17 protein-coding genes are annotated in these 21,702 nt (G+C 61.7%); 6 read left to right on the forward strand and 11 right to left on the reverse strand.

Annotation, left to right across the window (positions count from 1 at the left end; translation table 11 throughout):
- Positions 1-155: 155 nt before the first annotated feature.
- Entirely contained in the window at positions 156-2,237 is a 2,082-nt protein-coding gene (locus tag ACODTD_RS01545; RefSeq protein ID WP_489104358.1) for a putative bifunctional diguanylate cyclase/phosphodiesterase, read from the forward strand.
- Positions 2,238-2,322: 85 nt separating this feature from the next.
- Positions 2,323-3,069: an SDR family oxidoreductase gene (locus tag ACODTD_RS01550; RefSeq protein WP_007955033.1), complete on the forward strand. Its 747-nt coding sequence runs from the start codon at positions 2,323-2,325 to the stop codon at positions 3,067-3,069.
- Positions 3,070-3,118: 49 nt separating this feature from the next.
- Here ACODTD_RS01550 and mapR read toward each other — a convergent pair whose 3' ends face one another.
- The 3 genes from mapR to ACODTD_RS01565 all read right to left on the reverse strand — a co-directional run bounded on the left by mapR (position 3,119) and on the right by ACODTD_RS01565 (position 6,625).
- Entirely contained in the window at positions 3,119-4,528 is a 1,410-nt protein-coding gene (gene mapR / locus ACODTD_RS01555; protein ID WP_039772397.1) for a GntR family transcriptional regulator MpaR, read from the reverse strand.
- Between the two features lie 222 nt (positions 4,529-4,750).
- Positions 4,751-6,181 (reverse strand): cytochrome c oxidase accessory protein CcoG, encoded by a 1,431-nt coding sequence (gene ccoG / locus ACODTD_RS01560; protein ID WP_489104359.1) that lies wholly within the window; start codon positions 6,179-6,181, stop codon positions 4,751-4,753.
- A 195-nt stretch (positions 6,182-6,376) separates the two neighbouring features.
- Positions 6,377-6,625, reverse strand: a complete 249-nt coding sequence (locus ACODTD_RS01565; protein WP_489104360.1) for a DUF3203 family protein — start codon at positions 6,623-6,625, stop codon at positions 6,377-6,379.
- A gap of 123 nt (positions 6,626-6,748) precedes the next feature.
- On the opposite strand from ACODTD_RS01565, the gene ACODTD_RS01570 reads away from it, so the two are divergent.
- On the forward strand, positions 6,749-7,285 hold the full coding sequence (locus tag ACODTD_RS01570; protein WP_041475257.1) for an MgtC/SapB family protein: 537 nt from the start codon (positions 6,749-6,751) through the stop codon (positions 7,283-7,285).
- On the opposite strand, the gene ACODTD_RS01575 is transcribed toward ACODTD_RS01570, so the two are convergent.
- On the reverse strand, positions 7,286-7,444 hold the full coding sequence (locus ACODTD_RS01575) for a hypothetical protein (RefSeq protein WP_007952133.1): 159 nt from the start codon (positions 7,442-7,444) through the stop codon (positions 7,286-7,288).
- 218 nt (positions 7,445-7,662) lie between these two features.
- On the opposite strand from ACODTD_RS01575, the gene ACODTD_RS01580 reads away from it, so the two are divergent.
- From ACODTD_RS01580 to glgB, 3 genes are all read left to right on the forward strand, one after another.
- A complete protein-coding gene (locus ACODTD_RS01580) occupies positions 7,663-9,657 on the forward strand; it encodes an alpha-1,4-glucan--maltose-1-phosphate maltosyltransferase (RefSeq protein ID WP_285355554.1) in 1,995 nt (664 codons plus the stop codon).
- 81 nt (positions 9,658-9,738) lie between these two features.
- On the forward strand, positions 9,739-13,080 hold the full coding sequence (gene treS, locus ACODTD_RS01585; RefSeq protein ID WP_285355556.1) for a maltose alpha-D-glucosyltransferase: 3,342 nt from the start codon (positions 9,739-9,741) through the stop codon (positions 13,078-13,080).
- 2 nt (positions 13,081-13,082) lie between these two features.
- Positions 13,083-15,314 (forward strand): 1,4-alpha-glucan branching protein GlgB, encoded by a 2,232-nt coding sequence (glgB, locus tag ACODTD_RS01590; protein ID WP_285355558.1) that lies wholly within the window; start codon positions 13,083-13,085, stop codon positions 15,312-15,314.
- Positions 15,315-15,416: 102 nt separating this feature from the next.
- Here glgB and ACODTD_RS01595 read toward each other — a convergent pair whose 3' ends face one another.
- From ACODTD_RS01595 to ACODTD_RS01625, 7 genes are all read right to left on the reverse strand, one after another.
- Complete coding sequence (locus ACODTD_RS01595; RefSeq protein WP_285355559.1) at positions 15,417-16,487, reverse strand: autotransporter domain-containing protein; 1,071 nt, start codon at positions 16,485-16,487, stop codon at positions 15,417-15,419.
- 390 nt (positions 16,488-16,877) lie between these two features.
- Positions 16,878-17,660, reverse strand: a complete 783-nt coding sequence (locus tag ACODTD_RS01600; protein WP_221614735.1) for an endonuclease/exonuclease/phosphatase family protein — start codon at positions 17,658-17,660, stop codon at positions 16,878-16,880.
- A 91-nt stretch (positions 17,661-17,751) separates the two neighbouring features.
- On the reverse strand, positions 17,752-18,513 hold the full coding sequence (locus ACODTD_RS01605) for a PIG-L deacetylase family protein (RefSeq protein ID WP_011333958.1): 762 nt from the start codon (positions 18,511-18,513) through the stop codon (positions 17,752-17,754).
- Between the two features lie 183 nt (positions 18,514-18,696).
- Positions 18,697-19,356, reverse strand: a complete 660-nt coding sequence (locus ACODTD_RS01610) for a glycosyltransferase family 2 protein (RefSeq protein ID WP_011333959.1) — start codon at positions 19,354-19,356, stop codon at positions 18,697-18,699.
- Positions 19,353-19,952: an SAM-dependent methyltransferase gene (locus ACODTD_RS01615; RefSeq protein WP_221614732.1), complete on the reverse strand. Its 600-nt coding sequence runs from the start codon at positions 19,950-19,952 to the stop codon at positions 19,353-19,355. The genes ACODTD_RS01610 and ACODTD_RS01615 overlap by 4 nt, the downstream gene beginning before the upstream one ends.
- Positions 19,949-20,707 carry a PIG-L deacetylase family protein gene (locus tag ACODTD_RS01620; protein ID WP_285355564.1) on the reverse strand — a complete coding sequence of 253 codons (759 nt, stop codon included), beginning with the start codon at positions 20,705-20,707 and terminating at the stop codon, positions 19,949-19,951. Before ACODTD_RS01620 ends, ACODTD_RS01615 begins: the two co-directional genes overlap by 4 nt.
- Positions 20,704-21,702 (reverse strand): acyl-CoA dehydrogenase family protein, encoded by a 999-nt coding sequence (locus tag ACODTD_RS01625; RefSeq protein ID WP_285355567.1) that lies wholly within the window; start codon positions 21,700-21,702, stop codon positions 20,704-20,706. Before ACODTD_RS01625 ends, ACODTD_RS01620 begins: the two co-directional genes overlap by 4 nt.

The following is a 21,702-nucleotide window of genomic DNA, read 5'->3' on the forward strand; positions in this document are numbered from 1 at the left end:
AATTGAGCCTTGTCAGACGATCAAACAAGCGTTTCATCGGCTTGATGGCCATTTGATTACTTTGCCAGTGAATTCTTCTGCGCAATCAGTACAATCGGCGCCTTTGGCCCCGCTGAGAACGGACGCAGTACGGCGGGGTGGTCACGAGAATCCTCATGCTCATCGGTAGCTATTCCTTCACGCTGGTTTTCATTTCGCTGTGTGTGGCGATCCTCGCTTCCTACACCGCGCTCGATCTCACCGGGCGCATTGCCACTGCCAAGGGCCGCGCCGTGCATTTATGGACGGCCGGCGGCGCGTTTGCCATGGGCATCGGCGTCTGGTCGATGCACTTCATTGGCATGCTGGCGTTCAAGCTGCCGATCAGCCTCGGTTACGACATTTCAATCACCGCGCTCTCATTGCTGATCGCCGTGCTGTCCTGCGGTTTTGCCCTGTGGCTGGTCAGTCAGCCGAAACTGCCGGCCTGGCAACTGGCCTTTGGCGCGTTGATCATGGGCGCCGGCATCAGCGCCATGCATTACACCGGCATGGCCGCGATGCGCATGCAGCCGGGCATCGACTACGATCCGACGCTGTTTGGCGCCTCGCTGTTGATCGCCGTTGGCGCCTCGGCAGCAGCGCTGTGGATCGCCTTTCGTCTGCGTCAGCAGTCGCCTTACGTGCGGCTGTTCCGTGCCGGGGCGGCGATTGTCATGGGCGTGGCGATTGTCGGCATGCACTACACCGGGATGGCGGCGGCGCGGTTTCCCGACGGCAGTTTCTGTGGTGCGGCGCTCAGTGGCCTGAACGGCAATGGGCTCGACAATCTGGTGCTGATCACCACGCTGGCGGTGCTGGCGATCGCGCTGCTGACCTCGATTCTCGACGCGCGCCTGGAAGCCCGCACGGCTGATCTGGCCCATTCATTGACCGTGGCCAACCGCGAACTCACCCAACTGGCGCTGCACGACACCCTGACCGGCCTGCCGAACCGCATGTTGCTGGACGACCGGATCAATCAGGCGATGAAAAAGGTCAACGAGCAGGGCGGCTGTTTTGCGCTGATGTTCATCGATCTGGACGGTTTCAAACCGGTCAATGACGCGTTCGGACACCACATGGGCGATCAGTTGCTGCGCGAAGTCGCGGTGCGCCTGCGCGAAGATTTGCGCAGTCTCGACACGCTGGCGCGGATCGGCGGCGATGAGTTTGTCCTGCTGGTGCGCCTGACCGAGCCCAACGATGCACTGGGCCTGGCGGCGCGTCAGGTCGGCTTGATCGGCCAGTCGTTCCGGGTCGCCGAGCATGATCTGCAGATTTCCGCCAGCGTCGGTATTGCCCTGTACCCCGGCAACGGGGAGAACGCCCAGGAACTGCTGATGAACGCTGACGCCGCGATGTACCACGCCAAGGGCGGCGGCAAGAACGGTTACAGCTTCTTCGACGTTTCGATGAACAGCAACGCGCGCAAGCAATTGCAACTGTTGCAGGACCTGCGGGCAGCACTGGAGCACAGCGAGTTTTGTCTGCATTACCAACCCAAATTCCACGCCGCTGACGGTCACCCGGTCGGTGCCGAAGCGTTGTTGCGCTGGGAGCATCCAGTTCACGGCATGCTGATGCCGGACACGTTCATCGATCTGGCAGAGAAAACCGGTCTGATCATTCCGATTGGCGAGTGGGTGCTCAACGAAGCCTGCCGGCAGATGCGCGAGTGGTATGTACTGGGCCACACCGAATGGCGGATCGCGGTGAACCTGTCAGCGTTGCAGTTCTGCCACGCCGGACTGGTGCGCAGCGTAGCCAAGGCCCTGGCCACCCACCATTTGCCGGCCAACAGCCTGACCCTGGAAATCACCGAAACCACCGCCATGAGCGACGCCGATGCGAGCATGACGGTGTTGCAGGAGCTGTCCGACATGGGCGTCGATCTGTCCATCGACGATTTTGGCACGGGCTATTCCAGCCTGATGTATCTCAAGCGCCTGCCGGCCAACGAGCTGAAGATTGATCGCGGTTTCGTCCGTGATCTGGAACATGACAGCGACGATGCGGCGATCGTTTCGGCAATCGTCGCCCTGGGTCAGGCGCTCGGTCTGCGCATCGTGGCTGAAGGAGTGGAGACCGACTCGCAACAGGACTTCCTCACGCAACTGGGCTGCGATTCGCTGCAAGGTTATCTGCTCGGTCACCCGATGCCGGCGGATCGCTTTCTGCAGAATGTCGCGCGCGGCAAACCATTGGCGGTGAGCTGAGCCGCTAATCGCAGGTCATGCAAAACCCTGCAATGACGGTTATTCTTGCCCCGACTGTTACGTGTGTATCGGGGGAAAGGCCAGCATGGATAAAGTCATTGTGATCACCGGCGGTGGTCGTGGAATTGGCGCCGCCACCGCGCTGTTGGCTGCCGAGCAAGGCTATCGGATCTGCATCAATTACCAGACGGACGAACAGGCCGCTCACCACGTGCTCGACCAGGTCCGTGAACGCGGCGCCACGGCCATCGCCGTGCGCGCCGATGTCAGTATCGAAGATGAAGTGATCGCGCTGTTCAACCGGGTCGACAGCGAGCTGGGCCGCGTCACCGCCCTGGTCAACAACGCCGGCACCGTGGGACAGAAATCCCGGGTCGACGAAATGTCCGAATTCCGCATCCTCAAAATCATGAAAACCAACGTCCTGGCGCCGATCCTCTGCGCCAAGCACGCGATCCTGCGCATGTCGCCCAAACACGGCGGGCAGGGCGGCAGCATCGTCAACGTTTCTTCGGTCGCTGCGCGGCTGGGATCGCCCAATGAATACGTTGATTACGCGGCCTCAAAAGGTGCGCTGGATACGTTCACCATCGGTCTGTCCAAGGAAGTGGCGGGCGAAGGGATTCGGGTGAATGCGGTGCGTCCGGGTTACATCTATACCGATTTCCACGCGTTGAGTGGCGACCCCGATCGGGTCAGCAAGCTGGAGTCGGCGATCCCGATGGCCCGGGGCGGGCGGCCGGACGAAGTGGCGGAGGCGATTGTCTGGTTGCTGTCGGACAAGGCTTCGTATGCGACCGGGACTTTCGTCGATCTCGGCGGCGGACGCTAAGCCTCCAATGATCGTTCCCACGCAGAGCGTGGGAACGATCAGCGGCCACTCAAAACGACCGCACAATCCGCCCCAACGTCTCCATCGCTTTTTCCGCATCCTCGGTCCACGGGCTGCCGTAGTTCAATCGAATACAATTCCTGAATCGTTGAGTCGGCGAAAAAATCGGCCCCGGCGCGATGCTGATCCCCTGCGCCAGCGCCATCTGAAACAACTTCAACGAATCCATCTGCGGTGGCAGTTCCAGCCACAGGAAGTAGCCGCCGGCCGGTTGGCTCACGCGCGTCTGCGCCGGGAAGTAGCGGGCGATGGCCGCGAGCATTGCGCTTTGCTGTTCTTCCAGCGCGTAGCGCAATTTGCGCAGGTGGCGGTCGTAGCCGCCGTGTTGCAGATAGTCGGCGATGGCCGCTTGGGCCGGCATCGAGGCGCACAGCGAGGTCATCAGTTTCAGCCGTTCGATCTTTTGCGCATAGCGGCCGGCGGCGACCCAGCCGATGCGGTAGCCGGGGGCCAGACTCTTGGCGAACGAGCCGCAGTGCATCACCAGACCTTCAGTGTCGAAAGCCTTGGCCGGTTTTGGCGCCTGCTGGCCGTAATAGAGTTCGGCGTAGACGTCGTCTTCAATCAGCGGCACTTGGTGCTGTTTCAGCAGTTCCACCAGTTCCTGTTTCTTGGCCTCGGGCATGGTCGCGCCCATCGGGTTCTGAAAACTGGTCATGCACCAGCAGGCCTTGATCGGGTGCCGTTCGAGTGTCTGGGCGAGCACGCCGAGGTCGATGCCGTCGCGCGGGTGCACGGGGATTTCCACGGCTTTGAGTTTCAGGCGTTCCAGCACTTGCAGGCTGGCGTAAAACGCCGGGGCTTCGATGGCCACCAGATCACCGGGTTCGGTCACGGCTTGCAGGCACAGGTTCAGCGCTTCGAGGGCGCCGTTGGTGATCAGCAGTTCTTCCATCGGCAGCATCAGGCCGCCGACCATGTAGCGCAGGGCGATCTGCCGACGCAGTTGCGGGTTGCCCGGCGACATGTCGGTGACCACCATGCGCGGGTCCATCTCCCGCGCGGCGCTGGCCAGCGAGCGGGACAGGCGTTGCAGCGGAAACAGGGTCGGGCTGGGGAATGCCGAGCCGAACGGCACGGTGCTTGGGTCCTTGATCGATTCCAGTACCGAGAACACCAGCTCGCTGACGTCGACCTTGGTGGACTCGTTGACCTGGCTGCTGATCACCGGCTCCGAGAACGGGCTCGGGGCGTGGGTATTGACGAAGTAGCCGGAGCGCGGGCGGGCGCGGATCAGGCCGCGACGTTCCAGCAGGTAATAGGCCTGGAACACCGTGGACGGGCTGACGCCGTAAGTCTGGCTTGCGTAGCGCACCGAGGGCACCCGCTGACCGGGGCCGAGGACGCCGGAGCGGATCAGTTCAGCGATGTCGTCGGCGAATTTTTCGTAGCGTTTCATCGGGGGCCTTGGTGCTGGTTGAATGTGTAGAGTGTCAGGGAAAAGCCCCCTCACCCTAGCCCTCTCCCGGAGGGAGAGGGGACTGAACGAGTTGTTTGTTCGAGTTATGCCGACTTGAAAGTCCGGAGTCGAACTCGGGTTTGCAAGCAACTGAGATATGCTCCCTTTCCCCCTCGCCCCCTCGGGGGAGAGGGCTGGGGTGAGGGGGGAGATTCTAACGGCTCACCGATTCATCGGCGCAACAAACCGGCTCTTCGCCACGCTATAAACCTCAGGCTCATCACTGTCGGCAATCTTGAAACTCAAAGTCTGTGAGCTGCTGGCCGCACGTTCCGTGGTCATCGCCACGGACACCGGCACATCGACAATCTCGCCCGGCGCCAGGCTCAGTTCGGTCTTGCCTTGCAACTGGAAGCCGTCGCTGTCCACCAGCGTCAGGTTGTAGTCCTGGCGCTGCTGGGTTTTGTTGATGACCTTGAGGGTGTAGATGTTTTCGATCTGGCCCTGACCGTTCTCGCGGAACAGGCCACGGTCCTTGGTCACGTCCAGCGACACCATTGGCCGTTCAGCCAGCGCTAAGGCTAGGGCGCCGATCATGACCACCAGCACCGCCACGTAGCCGATCAGACGCGGGCGCAGCAGATGCGTCTTGCCACCCTGCAACTCACGCTCGGAGGTATAGCGAATCAAACCGCGGGGGTAATTCATCTTGTCCATGATCGAGTCGCAGGCGTCGATGCACGCCGCGCAGCCGATACATTCCATTTGCAGGCCGTCGCGGATATCGATGCCGGTCGGGCAGACCTGCACGCACAACTGGCAGTCGATGCAATCGCCGAGGCCGGCTTCGGCCGGTTTCACCTCGCGTTTGCGCGGGCCACGGTTTTCGCCACGGGCCACGTCGTAGGAAATCGCCAGGGTGTCCTTGTCGAACATCACGCTCTGGAACCGCGCATACGGGCACATGTGCATGCACACCGCTTCACGCAGCCAGCCGGCATTGATGTAGGTGGCGGCGGTGAAGAACAGCACCCAGAACAAGCTGACGCCGTCGATCTGCAAGGTCAGCAGTTCTTCGGCCAGCGGCCGGATCGGGGTGAAGTAACCGACGAAGGTCAGACCGGTCAGCACGCTGATCCCCAGCCACAGCGTGTGCTTGGCCGCACGCCGCGCCAGTTTGTTCAGGCTCCACGGTGCAGCTTGCAGCTTGATGCGCTGGTTGCGCTCGCCCTCGGTGATCTTCTCGCACCACATGAAGATCCACGTCCACGAACTCTGCGGGCAGGTGTAACCACACCAGACCCGGCCGGCGAACACGGTAATCGCGAACAGGCCGAACGCGGCGATGATCAGTAGCGCCGACAGCAGAATGAAATCCTGCGGCCAGAAGGTCGCGCCAAAGATGTGGAATTTGCTTTCGGAAAGGTCCCAGAGCACCGCCTGACGACCGCCCCAGTTCAGCCACACCGTGCCGAAAAACAACAGGAACAGAAACCCCGCACCGCTCATGCGCAAGGTGCGGAACAGGCCGGTGAAGCTGCGGGTGAAGATCTGGTTGTCGCTGGTGGCGTGTTTCGCCTTCATTGGGCGCGCCGGTACTTTTTTTATCTGGGGAGATGCTTCTACGGTTCGGACGGGGATTCGTTCGCTCATGGTCGTTCGCTCATCAGCCTCCATCAGGCCAGGGAACTATGAGCGCCGATCTGTTTGCATAACAGACTCAGGTATTTCAATAAAAAGCGTATCAGATGAGTTTTGCAGCCACGCCTGCGACAACTTGAAGCAGCCCGCAGACCAAGGCGCAGATGCCTATCCCAGACGCCTGCGCCGGTTGTTGATCGAGGTCAGTCAAATCACCGAATCACTGTCGTCGGCCTTCAGGTGTTCGCGTCCGTCCCGGGCGCCTGCGACGGTCAATGCATCAGCTTCGGCTTCGGTGACGTAGATGCGCCGTCCTTCCACTTCGACGAACGACATGGCTTTTTCGCTATCTGTTCTGACTTCCAGCGTGTCACAGATCCGGATTTCCTCACCGTTTTCAACGGCGAAAAAACAGACTTTCGATTCCGGATTGCTTTCATCGATACGAAGGGGCATGGGCTTGTCCTTTTTTCACGGGAGTCTGAGACGTTAGGGTGCGCGGATCTGCAGATCGTTCTACGCAACCGATTAATGGTCGGCGCTGTCCATCCTTTATCAACTCATTACAAGGACTGGACGATGAACGCCTGGTGGCATGAAGTGTGGGAAACCCTGCAAGCGGAATTCGCCGACATCGGCGACGCCTCGCAGCTGACCCGGATCACCGTGCGCCTGCTGATGGCGGCGATATTGGGCGGGATTCTCGGGTTTGAGCGTGAACACAAGGGCAAGGCCGCCGGGGTGCGAACGCACATGCTGGTGGCACTCGGGGCGGCGCTGTTTGTACTGGTGCCGCAATTATCCGGTTCCCAGGCCGATGCGATGAGCCGGGTGGTGCAGGGGGTGATTGCCGGGATCGGCTTTCTCGGTGCCGGCACCATCCTCAAAAACCACGAAGGCGACGAAGGCCACGTCAAGGGCCTGACCACCGCCGCCGGTTTGTGGATGACCGCCGCCATTGGCGTCGCGGCCGGGCTGGGCCGCGAGGCGACGGCGCTGCTCAGTACGTTGCTCGCTTTGGGGATCTTCAGTGTCATGCCACGGATCGTCAGAGTCTTCGAAAAGGATCACATTGAGAAAGACCGCATCGAGAAAGACCACAACGACCCGCGTTGATCAGACGATTACCGGCGGCATGGTCGTCGGCGGTTCCTCCTTGGGCGGTGGCGTGGTGCCCGGCGGTTCCTGTTCAGGGATCGGTTGCGGTTCGGTCTCGGGCAAGACCGGTTTGTCGATGTTCGGATCGGGTGTTTCGGCCGGAATCGGGATAGTCATCGGGTGAACCTCCGTGTGGCACTTGGCGTGGGAAGTGCTTAAGTGGATTGACCACTTCACTGCGAAATCGATCCGATTTTGTGGCGGGGCAAATCCCTGTGAACTTTTCCCGGCGTCAGTCGCTCGGAACCTGAGAGAGTTCATCATCGGGCGCAGGCCCGGCCGTGACCGCCAAACAGGCAAACGAGCGTCCTTGGGGCGTTAAGGAGAGATGCTCAATGACTGCTGAAAAACCCTCGGAACAGAGCTACAACCCGCATATACCGCTGTCGCAGGCCCTGCTGCTGCCGCGCATCGTCATAGAAAACACTGCGCCGACCCTCGACGGCGGACAGTTTGCCGTCAAGGCAATCGCAGGCCGGGAGATCGTGGTCACCAGCAAGGTGTTCGCTGACGGTCACGACAAACTGGCGGTGCGCATCCGCTGGCGCGAAGAGGGCGATGAGACCTGGCAGACCGAAGTCATGAGCGATCAGGGCAACAACGGCTGGCGCGGTGTGTTTCAGCCACAGCGCATGGGCCGCTACCTGTTCCTGATCGAGGCGTGGATCGACCAGTTCGCCAGTTTTCAGTACGAACTGGAGAAAAAGCACACCGCCGCCGTCCCGGTCAGCCTCGAGCTGCAAGAAGGACGCAACATGGTGCAGCAAGCTGCCGAGCGCAGCGAAGGTCAGCTGAGCGAACAACTGGCAGCCTTGCACCACGAATTGTCCGGCCTGCTCGAAACCGAGCAGGTCGCGTTGTTCCTGCACTCGCGCAGTGCGCAGCTGATGGCCGAGGCCGATCATCGCGCCTACTTGAGCATCAGTCCGGAATTCCCGGTGGACGTCGAGCGCGAATTGGCGGAATTCGCCAGTTGGTACGAACTGTTTCCCCGCTCGATCACCGACGATCCCGCCCGCCACGGCACCTTCAATGACGTGCACGCGCGCCTGCCGATGATTCAGGACATGGGCTTCGACGTGTTGTATTTCACGCCGATCCACCCGATTGGTCGCAGCCATCGCAAGGGTCGCAACAATTCCCTGACCGCCGGCCCGGACGATCCCGGCAGCCCGTATGCGATCGGCAGCGAGGAGGGTGGGCACGAAGCGATTCACTCGCAACTCGGCACCCGTGAGGACTTCCGCCGGCTGGTGGCCGCAGCCGCTGACCATGGGCTGGAAATCGCCCTCGACTTCGCCATCCAGTGTTCCCAGGATCACCCGTGGCTCAAGCAGCATCCGGGCTGGTTCAACTGGCGGCCGGACGGCACGATCAAATACGCGGAGAACCCGCCGAAGAAATACCAGGACATCGTCAACGTCGACTTCTACGCGCCGGAAGCGATTCCGAGCCTGTGGGTCGAGTTGCGCGACATCGTGGTCGGCTGGGTGCAGGAGGGCGTGAAGATCTTTCGCGTCGACAACCCGCACACCAAGCCGCTGCCGTTCTGGCAATGGTTGATCGCCGATGTCCGTACGTTGTACCCGGAAGTGATCTTCCTCGCTGAAGCTTTCACTACGCCGGCGATGATGGCGCGGCTGGGCAAGGTCGGTTACACCCAGAGCTACACCTATTTCACCTGGCGTAACACCAAGGTCGAACTGGCGACCTACTTCAGCGAACTCAATGAATCACCGTGGCGCGAATGCTACCGGCCGAATTTCTTCGTCAACACCCCGGACATCAACCCGGCGTTCCTGCATGAATCGGGACGTCCCGGATTTCTCATCCGCGCCGCGCTGGCGACCATGGGCTCGGGCCTGTGGGGCATGTATTCGGGATTCGAGCTGTGTGAATCGGCGCCGGTGCCGGGCAAGGAGGAATATCTTGATTCGGAGAAGTACGAGATCCGCGTCCGCGACTTCAACCAGCCCGGCAACATCATTGCCGAGATCGCCCAGCTCAACCGCATTCGCCGCCAGAACCCGGCGCTGCACAGTCATCTTGGCCTGAAGATCTACAACGCCTGGAACGACAACATTCTGTATTTCGGCAAGCGCAGCGCGGACGGCAGCAACTTCATTCTGGTGGCCGTCAGCCTCGATCCGCATAACGTTCAGGAAGCGAATTTCGAGCTGCCGCTGTGGGAAATGGGCCTGCCGGATGATGCCACGACCCACGGCGAAGACCTGATGAACGGCCATCGCTGGGACTGGCACGGCAAGTACCAGTTCATGCGGATCGACCCGGCTTACCAGCCGTTCGGAATCTGGCGGATCACCGCCTGAACACAGATCCCACAGGTTGCTCATCGTTTGCGAGCCAAGTGATCGGCTCACCGTGTCTATAGAATTCAACAGGAGTTTCACATGGCGAAGAAACCCAAGGCAGCCACCTTCATCAAGGATCCGCTCTGGTACAAGGACGCGGTCATCTATCAAGTTCACGTCAAATCCTTTTTCGACTCCAACAACGACGGGATCGGCGACTTTCCCGGCCTGATCGCCAAACTCGATTACATCGCCGATCTTGGCGTCAACACCATCTGGCTGTTGCCGTTCTACCCCTCGCCACGCCGCGACGATGGTTACGACATCGCCGAATATCGAGGCGTGCACAGCGATTACGGGACGATGGCCGATGCCAAGCGGTTCATTGCCGAAGCGCATAAACGCGGGTTGCGGGTGATCACCGAACTGGTCATCAACCACACCTCTGATCAGCACCCGTGGTTCCAGCGGGCGCGCAAGGCCAAGCCCGGTTCGGCGGCGCGCGACTTCTATGTGTGGTCGGATGACGACCAGAAATACGACGGTACGCGGATCATTTTTCTCGACACCGAAAAGTCCAACTGGACCTGGGATCCGGTGGCCGGTCAGTACTTCTGGCACCGCTTCTATTCGCACCAGCCGGATCTCAACTTCGATAACCCGCAAGTCATGAAAGCCGTGCTCTCGGTGATGCGCTACTGGCTGGACATGGGCATCGACGGCCTGCGCCTGGATGCGATTCCATACCTGATCGAACGCGACGGCACCAACAACGAAAACCTCCCGGAAACCCATGACGTCCTCAAGCAGATCCGTGCTGAAATCGACGCCAACTACCCCGATCGCATGCTGCTGGCCGAAGCCAATCAATGGCCGGAAGACACCCAGCTGTACTTCGGCGACACCGACGCCGAGGGCGTGAACGGTGACGAGTGTCACATGGCGTTCCACTTCCCGTTGATGCCGCGCATGTACATGGCGCTGGCCCAGGAAGATCGCTTCCCGATCACCGACATCCTGCGTCAGACCCCGGAAATCCCGGCCAACTGTCAATGGGCGATCTTCCTGCGCAACCACGATGAGCTGACGCTGGAAATGGTCACCGACAAGGAGCGCGACTACCTCTGGAATTACTACGCCGCCGACCGTCGTGCGCGGATCAACCTTGGCATCCGCCGGCGTCTGGCGCCGTTGATGGAGCGTGACCGCCGCCGCATCGAACTGCTCAACAGTCTGCTGCTGTCGATGCCCGGCACGCCGACCCTGTATTACGGCGATGAAATCGGCATGGGCGACAACATCTACCTCGGCGACCGCGACGGTGTACGCACACCGATGCAATGGTCGATCGACCGCAACGGCGGCTTCTCCCGCGCCGACCCGGCCAGTCTGGTATTGCCGCCGATCATGGACCCGCAATACGGCTACCAGTCGGTCAACGTCGAAACCCAGGCTGGTGACCCGCATTCGCTGCTGAACTGGACCCGACGCCTGCTGACCGTGCGCAAGCAATCCAAGGCGTTCGGCCGCGGTACTTTGAAGATGCTGTCGCCGGCCAACCGTCGCGTGCTGGCCTACACCCGCGAATACACCGGGCCGGACGGCAAGCATGAAATCATTCTGTGCGTGGCCAACGTATCGCGCAGCGCACAAGCGGTGGAGCTCGACCTGTCGGCCTACGTCGGCATGGTGCCGGTGGAAATGCTCGGCGGTAACGCGTTTCCGCCCATTGGCCAGTTGAATTTCCTGCTGACCCTGCCGCCCTACGGTTTCTACTGGTTCGGTCTGGCGGCGGAAAACCAGATGCCGAGCTGGCACGTCGAGCCGGCGCAGAGCCTGCCGGACTTCACCACACTGGTGCTGAAAAAGCGTATGGAGGAACTGCTCGAGGCGCCGTCCCGGGCAACCCTCGAACAGGCGATCCTGCCGAACTGGCTGCAGAACCGCCGCTGGTTCGCCGGCAAGGACGCCGCCATCGATCAAGTGAAACTGGCCTACGGCGTGCGCTTCGGCGACGCACAGCATCCGGTGTTGCTCAGCGAAATCGAAGTGCAGAGCGGCGGACAGACCAGCCGTTATCAATTGCCGTTCGGCTTTATTTCGGAAGATCAGGTCGGGCCGGCATTGCCGCAGCAACTGGCTTTGGCGCGGGTACGCCGGGTGCGTCAGGTCGGGTTGATTACCGATGCCTTCAGTCTTGAAGCGTTTATTCGCGCGGTGCTGCAAGGCATGCAGGGCGGCACGGTGCTCGAATCCATTGAGGGCGAGATCCGTTTCGAGGCAACGCCGCAACTGGAAAAACTTGGCCTGGGCGCAGAGTCCGAAGTGCGCTATCTGTCCGCCGAGCAATCCAACAGTTCGGTGGTGATCGGCAACAGTCTGGTGCTCAAGCTGATCCGCAAAGTCGCGTCCGGCGTACACCCGGAACTGGAGATGAGCGCTTACCTGACCGCTGCTGGATTTGCCAATATCTCTCCGCTGCTGGGCTCGGTGATTCGCCGCGACGGGAAGGGCGAGGACAACTTGCTGATGATTGCGCAGGGCTATCTGAGCAATCAGGGCGACGCCTGGGAATGGACGCAGAACAACCTCGAACGGGCGCTGCGCGACGAGCTGGCCGACGCCGTGTCCGAGCAGGCGCAGCACTACAACGCCTTGGGTGAACTGAAGGATTTCGCCGGGATGCTCGGCCAGCGTCTGGGGGAAATGCATCAGGTGCTGGCAGCGCCGAGCGACAACCAGGACTTCGCGCCGCAAGTCAGTTCGGCCAAGGATGCGCAGGCGACGGGTAAGGATGTCGCGGCGCAGGTCGAGCATGCCCTGAAGCTGCTCAAACAGCATCAGGGCGAGCTCGATGCGGCGGATCAGAAGCTGGTCGGTCGGCTACTCGACCACAAGAAAGCCATCCTTGCCCACGTGCAGGAACTGGCCAAGCAATCCGCCGGCGGTCTACGGATTCGTGTGCACGGCGACCTGCATTTGGGACAGGTGCTGGTAATCAAGGGCGATGCCTACCTGATCGACTTCGAGGGCGAACCGGCGCGGCCACTGGCCGAGCGCCGTGGCAAGCACAGTCCGTACAAGGACGTCAGCGGAGTGCTGCGCTCCTTCGACTATGCCGCCGCGATGGCGCTGAATGTACACAACGTCGACAACAGCCCCGAGGCCGAAGCCGCGCGTCGGCGGGTCACGGAGCGTTACCTGCGTGAAGCCCGGGAAGCATTTCTCCAGGCATATCGCCAAGCGGCAGCTAGTCTTGATCATGCCTGGCAAGATCCTGAAGGTGCCGACGCCGCACTGGCGTTGTTCGGTCTGGAGAAAGCGGCCTACGAAGTGGCCTATGAAGCCGAAAATCGCCCCACCTGGCTGCCCGTGCCGCTGCACGGTCTGTATGGGTTATTGACGGGGCTCAAACCCTTTTCCGATCTTGGTGGAGAGTAGTCATGAGTTTCTCGAACAGGGAACAGGGTCACGCTAAAGAAAGATTGCTGCCCACTGCAAAAGACATTGATGCTTTAGTGCGCGCAGAACACCACGACCCGTTTTCCATTCTTGGCCCCCACGGCGATGGTGCCGGCGGGCAATTTATCCGGGCGTATCTGCCCGGCGCATTGAGTGTTTCTGTCGTCGATAAAAACAGTGGCGAAGAGCTCGGTCCGCTGGAGGCCACCGAAACGCCGGGGCTGTTTGTCGGGCATTTCGAAGGCTCACGGCCGTACCTGTTGCGCACCCGCTGGGCCGGTGGTGAACAGGTCGCGGAAGATCCTTACAGCTTTGGTCAGTTGCTCGGTGAAATGGATTTGTATCTGTTCGCCGAAGGCAACCATCGCGATCTCAGCAGTTGCCTTGGCGCGCAGCTGAAAACCGTCGATGGCGTCGACGGTGTGCGCTTTGCCGTGTGGGCACCGAATGCCCGGCGGGTGTCGGTGGTCGGCGATTTCAACGTCTGGGACGGGCGGCGGCATCCGATGCGCTTGCGGCATCCATCCGGGGTCTGGGAGCTGTTCATTCCACGCTTGCAGGCGGGCGAGCTGTACAAATACGAAATCCTCGGCGCCCACGGCATCCTCCCGCTCAAAGCCGACCCGATGGCGCTGGCCACCAGCCTGCCGCCGGACACGGCCTCGAAAGTCGCCTCGCCGTTGCAGATCGACTGGCAGGATCAGGACTGGATGAGCGGCCGTCGCGAACGCCAGCAACACAACGCGCCGTTGTCGATCTATGAATTGCACGCCGGATCCTGGCAATGCGAACTCGACGATCTGGGCGAAGTGGCGCGCCAGTACACCTGGCCGGAGCTCGCCGAGCGGCTGATTCCCTACGTGAAGGAACTGGGTTTCACCCACATCGAACTGATGCCGATCATGGAGCACCCGTTCGGCGGTTCATGGGGCTATCAGTTGCTGTCGCAGTTCGCTCCGAGTGCGCGATACGGCACACCCGAGCAGTTCGGCGAGTTCGTCAATGCCTGTCACCAGGCCGGCATCGGTGTGATTCTCGACTGGGTGCCGGCGCATTTCCCGACCGATACCCATGGCCTTGCGCAATTCGACGGCACCGCGCTCTACGAATACGGTAATCCACTGGAAGGCTTCCACCAGGATTGGGACACGCTGATCTACAACCTTGGCCGCACCGAAGTGCACGGCTACATGCTGGCGTCGGCGTTGCACTGGCTCAAGCATTTCCATATCGACGGGCTGCGGGTCGATGCGGTGGCGTCGATGCTCTATCGTGATTATTCGCGCAAGGCCGGCGAGTGGGTGCCGAACCGTCATGGCGGTCGCGAGAACCTGGAAGCCATCGATTTCCTGCGGCACTTGAACGACGTGGTGGCACTGGAAGCACCGGGCGCACTGGTGATTGCCGAGGAGTCCACGGCGTGGCCGGGCGTCAGCCAGAGCACCCAACAGGGCGGTCTCGGTTTCGCCTACAAATGGAACATGGGCTGGATGCACGACTCGCTGCACTACATTCAGCAGGATCCGGTGTACCGCGCCCATCACCACAACGAGTTGAGTTTCGGCCTGGTCTACGCCTGGTCCGAGCGCTTCATCCTGCCGATTTCCCACGACGAAGTGGTGCACGGCAAGCATTCGCTGATCGACAAGATGCCTGGCGATCGCTGGCAGAAATTTGCCAACCTGCGGGCTTACCTGAGTTTCATGTGGACCCATCCGGGCAAGAAGCTGTTGTTCATGGGTTGCGAGTTCGGCCAGTGGCGCGAGTGGAATCATGATCAGCAGCTGGACTGGTATCTGCTGCAGTATTCCGAGCACAAAGGCGTACAGAAACTGGTCGGCGACCTCAACCGGCTCTACCGCGAAGAGCCGGCGCTGCATGAGCAGGACGATGCGCCGCAAGGGTTTCAGTGGTTGATCGGCGACGATGCGATCAACAGCGTCTATGCGTGGCTGCGCTGGAGCAAGGACGGCACGCCAGTGCTGGTGGTGGCCAACTTCACCCCGGTGCCGCGTCAGTCTTACCGCGTGGGCGTGCCGTTTGCCGGGCGCTGGAAGGAATTGCTCAACAGTGACGCCGACACCTACGCCGGTTCCAACTACGGCAACGGGGGCGGGGCGTTCACCGAAGAGGTCGCGAGCCATGGCCAGGCGTTGTCGCTGGAGCTGAACCTGCCGCCGCTGGCGGTGTTGATCCTCAAACCCGAAGTCTGATCCATAACCGAGTCGCTGCTTTCGCCAGCAGGCTGGCTGCCACAGAAAATCAGTCGACGCTGACAATCTAACGTGGGAGCTAGCCTGCAAGCGATAGCGCCTTCACCACCGCATCCGGACCCCCAGGCTGCCAATCAACCCGTTCAGGTCGTTGTCGTCCACATCACTGCTGTAGTCGGCACTGACGTACAGGCTCACTGTCGGCGTCATTCTGGCCACCAGTCCCAGTCCGACTTCCACCGTCGAGGACTTGCGGCTGCTGCTGATCTTGTCCACCTGATCCAGCGTCACCGTATCGCCGGTGTACACCGTGTGCCACAGGTTCGTGCGCACGTAGGGCTCAACGGGCAACCCGTTCAGATCGTAGCTGCCTTTCAAGCGCGCACCGACCCGGCCGCTCCACGATGTAATGTCACTGGAAGAGGCGTTGCCCGAGCCTGCGTACGGCGTATCCAGAGTGATGCGCTGGTTGATCAATTGCGCTTGCGGTTCAACCACCCAGTTTTCACCCAGACCGATCGGGAAGCCACCTTCCACCGACAGCGTCATCGCGCTGCCTTCGGTGGCCAGGCGCGCGCCTTGCTCGTTGCGACTGAAACCGCTGACCCGACCGCCACTGGCCGACAAGTCAACGTGCCAGCCCTGTGGGCCAATCAAGCTGTAGTAGGCGCCCAGGCTCTGACCTTGCAGGTTGAGGGTGTCGGTGGTCGGATCGGCGAGAGCGCGGCTGGTGATCAGGCCATTGCCATTGCCCTTGATCTGATTGACCCCGCCGATCAGGCCGACCTGCTGGGTGTGGCCGCTGCTGCTTTTCAGGGTCAGCACGGCGGGGCCCTTGAAGTCGCCGGTGCCGGGTGTGGCGAAGCCCGGGCTGAGGACGTCGGTTTGCGCCTGACGGGACGTCGGACCGTAAAGTTGTTCCCAGGCCGAGGGCGCGAGGTCTTCGGTAATCAGGTTTGTCCCGCGCAGATCCGGCTGTGGGCTCAAACGTTGCGGCCCCGGGGTCACGACCGTGGCGGGGAGGGTCATGACGGGAATGTCCTGGCGATACCAAGGCGTCGCCTCGTCCGCCACAGGACCCGCCTGTGCCTCCATGGACGAGCACAGCAAGATAGAACTTGAAACAGTGCAAAAAGTTGTTTTGATCTCTTGTGAGGTGAGTGAGGTTTTCATGGAGGTCTACCTTGCTAGCGCATGTGGTATCTCGCCTTGGCGTCTCTCCTACCCCGAACGAGGGGCGACCGAATGGAGCGTGGCGAGCCCGTCGCCCCCCGTTTTGGCGGGAGACCTGAGGCTCGCCCCGAGTAGTATTTCCGGGGGTAGTAAGGTAGAGCTAAGAAGACATGAGTCGTTGCGTCAAGAAATTGAACGATGAGCGGTCGAGTCAAATCGGGTGATGCAAGCTTATGTTTTTGCGCATTTATCTAAGTTCTTGTTTGTAGGCCTAATCGCTGCGCAAGCCGCGAGGCAGAGACGTTTTATAGCCGACAGCCGGTCTGCGAAACCGGGCCTGGCGACCAATTTCGCATCGTTGCGTATGTAAGGTCAGCTGTCAGTATCGCGCTACAAATGCACTTCAACCGCCAGCGGCAAATGATCCGAGAGATGCGTCCACGGCTTGTTGCCGAGGATCTGCGGGTTATGACTGCTGGCATTGCGCAGATAAACCCGGTCGAGTCGCAGCAACGGGAACCGCGCGGGGTAGGTCTTGGCCGGGCGGCCGTGATGGCGTTCGAAAGCTTCGTGCAGGTAGTCGCGGCGGGCGAGGGCGATGTTGCCCTGCAACTGCCAGTCATTGAAGTCGCCGGCAATGATCACCGGGGCATTGTCGGGCAGGGATTCGAGCAACTGGCAGAGCAGCTGCAACTGCAATTGCCGATGGCTTTCGAGCAGGCTCAGGTGTACGCAGATGGCATGTACTTCGGCATGCCCCGGCACATCCAGGACGCAGTGCAACAGCCCGCGCCGTTCGGGACCTGTGATCGAAACATCGAGGTTGCGGTACTCGCGGATCGGGTATTTCGACAGCAGGGCGTTGCCGTGATGGCCATCGGGATACACCGCATTGCGACCGTAGGCAAAATCACTCCACATGCTGTCGGCGAGGAATTCGTACTGCGAGGTTTGCGGCCATTCGTGGTAGCGACTGGAATGGCGCTCGTGTTCGCCCACCACTTCCTGCAGAAACACCAGATCCGCCGAGGTGCTGCGCACCGCTTCACGCAGTTCCGGAAGGATGAAACGTCGATTGAGCGCGGTGAAACCCTTGTGCGTATTGACCGTCAATACCCGCAGGCGGTGAATGACTGGCGCGTCGACGACGTGACGCTTGGGATCGCTGGACACGTTCACTCCTCTGAATCATGACTGCCTGTTCATGCGACTGATCCGGGCGCGGGCAGTTCACTTTGAGTGGCTGCCCTCGGCCGACGGATCGTCAATCGAGGAAGATGATCTCGTAGGGCAGGCGCATGCGCTCCAGAATCGACTTGGGCAGCAGCGGCGCGATACCGATCGCCGGTTCGCCATTAAGCTGGCTGGCGTAGGCGTGGGTGGCGTGGCTCTTGCGCGCGACGGTCCAGGTGTCGAGGCGCAGCTTGCGCGCGCGATGCCATGGGATCTGCGTCTGATCCCGTTCCGGCCAGTGCCAGGCCCAGACCGGCACATCGTGGTAGGTGGCGCCGACTTGTCGTGCCGCTTTGGCGCTGGCCCGGCCGACCACTTCATGATCGGCGGTGCCGTCCTGGCACCAGGTGCTGAAGACCACGTCGCCGGGGCGCAGGTAGCGGGCGATGAAATCGGTGAGTTGGGATTCCTGATCGTGCAGGGCATTGTCGGTGAAACCGCCGCGCACCCATTTCAGGCTGTGCATTGGCAATCCCAGACGGCGCAGGGCTTCGACACTCTCCTGCGGGCGAAACACGCTCAGGCGTTTCTCCGACCACTGGCGCGAGCCCGGATGACTGGCGCTGCCATCGGTGATCGACAGCAGTTGCAAGGGATGGCCGAGGCTGGAAAGCAGTTGCAGCAGGCCGCCGCAGGTCACCACTTCATCGCCGGGGTGCGGGGCGATGACCACGGCGCGGGCACCGGGTGGGACCAATGTGTGGGTGTTGATGACGGGAATGTTGTCGAGCTGCGCGGCACTGTTCCAGATCTGCGCCGGCAGGCCGCTCTCGCTGAGGGATAACGGTTTCATGAGTGATACGTCCTTGTTGTGTCTCGCCCTCAATCGCCCAGACGCTGGTGATACCAGGCGTGTGCGACCCGTGAAGGCTGGTGGATAGCCCGACAGCGCTCCGAACCCTGGATTGCTGCGCAGCAGAGTATTGCTCAAGACGGGCGGTTCGTCGCGTCACAGATCAACCTGATCCGCTTTTTTTTATTCAGTCTGTGCCAACTGTCGCAGATAGTCGCCAAAACCGCCGCGCGCGCGACTGTCCAGACGAGCGCTGGTAATGACTTGTGGACGATGACTCCAGGCGATGCTGGCCCCTGAACGCTCGAGTTGGCGCACCAGCTGCACGTCCTCATCACAGGACAACGGTTCGAAGCCGCCGGCGCGGACGTAGGCTTGTGCGCTGACGCCCAGGTTGGCGCCATGGATGTGCCGGTGACCTTCGCAGGCCCGGTAGTCACGGTGATAGCGGATCTGCGCCGCTTCATCGAACGTGTCATGCCACTGCTCGACCGTCACCGTGCCGCACACCGCATCGGTGCCCAGCCCCAGTTGCGCCACCAGCCAGTCTTCGGCAACGCGGCTGTCGGCGTCCGAGCAGGAAATCCAGCGCGCACCGCGCTCAAGCAGTTGTTGTGCGCCAATCGCGCGAGCCTGGCCGACATTGCGCGCTTCGATGCTCAAGGCTTGCACCGGGTATTGGCTGACGATGTGCGCCGAACGATCGGTGCAGCTGTCCAGCACCACCAGAATTTCCACCGGTTCACCCGCCAACATGGGATGTCCGCCAGCCCGCAAGGCAGCGTGCAAGCAGTCATCTAGCCATTCTTCTTCGTTGTGCGCAGGAATCAGGATGCCAATCATCGCAAGCCCTCCAGTGCGGCCACCGAACGCGGTTCGCGACTCCAGACTTCCAGCAGAAAATCCGCTTCCTGATGCAGGACCAGTCGCGGCAGGTGCAACTGTTCGTGAATCAGGTCGTGAACCTGTCGTGTATTGAGCGGGCAGCCTTCGATGGGCGGGCGCCAGTGACAGGCCAGTAATTGACCGTCCGCCGCCAACGAATCGCTGATGGAACGGATGACCTCCGTCAGATCTTGCCGGTCGAGGTAGTAGCCGATTTCGCTGAAGACGATCAGGTCGAATTTTTCCTCAGGCCAGTCGCCCGGCAAGCGACCTTGCCGCACCTCGGCGTGGTCGAACAGGCTCAGCCGGGTACGCGCCAGATTGGCTGCGGCGGCGCTGGTGTCGCAGCACAACAGCCGATCGCAGCGTTCGGCCAGCGCCGCACTCAGTTCACCGTTGGCACAGCCCGGTTCGAAGATGGCCCGGTAGTGCGGGCGGGGCAGGGCCGCCAGGGTCACGAGGCGTTTGCGCTGCTCGTACCAGCGCTGGCGAAATCCCCAGGGGTCGTTATTGCCGGCGAACAGGCCTTCGAAGTAGCGATCCTCGACACTCATAGAAAGACCACCTCGAACGGTTGCAGCAGTCGATCGATGACATAGGGTTTGAGCACCGGGGCCAGGCCCGCTTCGGGATCGCCTTCCAGCTGGCTGGCGAAGGCGTGCACCGCGTGACGCTTGCGTGCGATTTGCTCCGGGCTGAGCAGAATCTTGCGCGCCCGCTCCCAGGGCACGAGGGCGTCTTCCGGGGTTGCCCAGTGCCAGGTCCAGACCGGCAGCTCATGGCAAATCGCGCCCACGCGCCGCGCCGCTTCGACGCTGGCGCGGCCGACAGCCTCGTGGTCGCTGTGGCCGTCTTCGCGCCAGGTGGTGAAGATCACGTCGTCGGGTTGCAGGTAGCGGGTCAGGTATTGGCACAGCATCGACTCGCGCGCGGCGACCTGAGTGTCGGGGAAGCCGCCGCGCAGCCACTGCAACTGGTGCATGGGCAGGCCGAGGCGGCGCAGGGCTTCAGCGGATTCCTGCGGGCGCACGACGCTCAGACGTTCCACCGGCCAGCGCTCCGAACCTGGATGACTGGCGCTGCCATCGGTGACCGAGATCAATTGCAGGGTGCGTCCCGCCGCTGCGAGCGCTTGCAACAGTCCGCCGCAACCGAGCACTTCATCGTCCGGATGCGGCGCGATCACCACCGCCCTGGATCCCGGTGGTACCAAATCGAGAATGTCGATGCTGTCCACCGCTGCCAGATGGCGTGAGCCCTGCCATTCGTGGAGGGAGGTTCCTTCACCGACAATCGGATTGCGCTTCATAGGGCCCAACCCTCGCGCGATTGCTGTGCAATCAGTTGGCCCAGTGCTGCCAGATCGCGTTCAGCGTGGCTCTGGCGCAGGTAAACCGGCAAGTCGGCCGCCAGACGGGCAAAGTGCGGATCCTTGCAGAACGGCCCGGCCCCAAGTGCCCGACCGGTCTCGCGGATTACCTGTTCAGCGGCGTCCTCGACCACGGCCCGTACGCGGCGGGCCAGCAACTCGGCGTTGGCCCGCGGCTCGCTGTCGATGTCCAGGGCACTGACACGCAGCACTTGGGCGGCGGCGTGCAAGGCACTGTCGACGGCGCCGAGACTGGCCAGTGCGTGGGGTTCTTCACGCCGCGCACAGTGCAGGCGCAAGCGTTCGCCAATCTCCCTGGCGGCGCCGTACCAGCACGCGGCGATTCCGATCCCGCCCTGCCAGAATCCCGGCCGTTGCAGGTAGTCGCCAGGCTCACCGATCGCCTGAGCCTCGACTTCATCGAACAGCACCTCGACGCTGCCGGTGGCCGCCATGCCGACCGCTTGCCAGCCTTGATCGGTCACGGTGACGCCCGGTTGATTGAGGGCCACCGCGACCAGTTGCTGACGATCGTCCTCATCCCACGCCGTCAGCAGGGCATGACTGAGCACCGCCGCCCCGGAGCACCAGGCCTTGCGCCCGTTCAACCGCACCAGTTGCCCCGAACGGCTGACCCGAACCCGCGCCTGCGGTGGTTCGGCCGCCCACATGCCCCACGTACTGCCGGGCGTCGGCGAGCCACCGAGTTGCTCGATGATCGCCAAGGCATCGGTATGGCCTTCGTAGAGTTTGCACAACCCCAGATCATGCCCGCCGACCTCGGACAGCCGTTGCCAGCGCTCCAGCGTACGACCGCTGCCGGGCAGTGGCAGACGGTCGAGGCCGGCTTCGACCATTTGCCGCAGACACAGACCAAGAGCAGCCGTGTCGCGGTAGTCCCTGGCGTGCCGTGAGAGATAGGCGGACAAGTCCAT

This window comes from Pseudomonas sp. FG35, assembly GCF_057809295.1.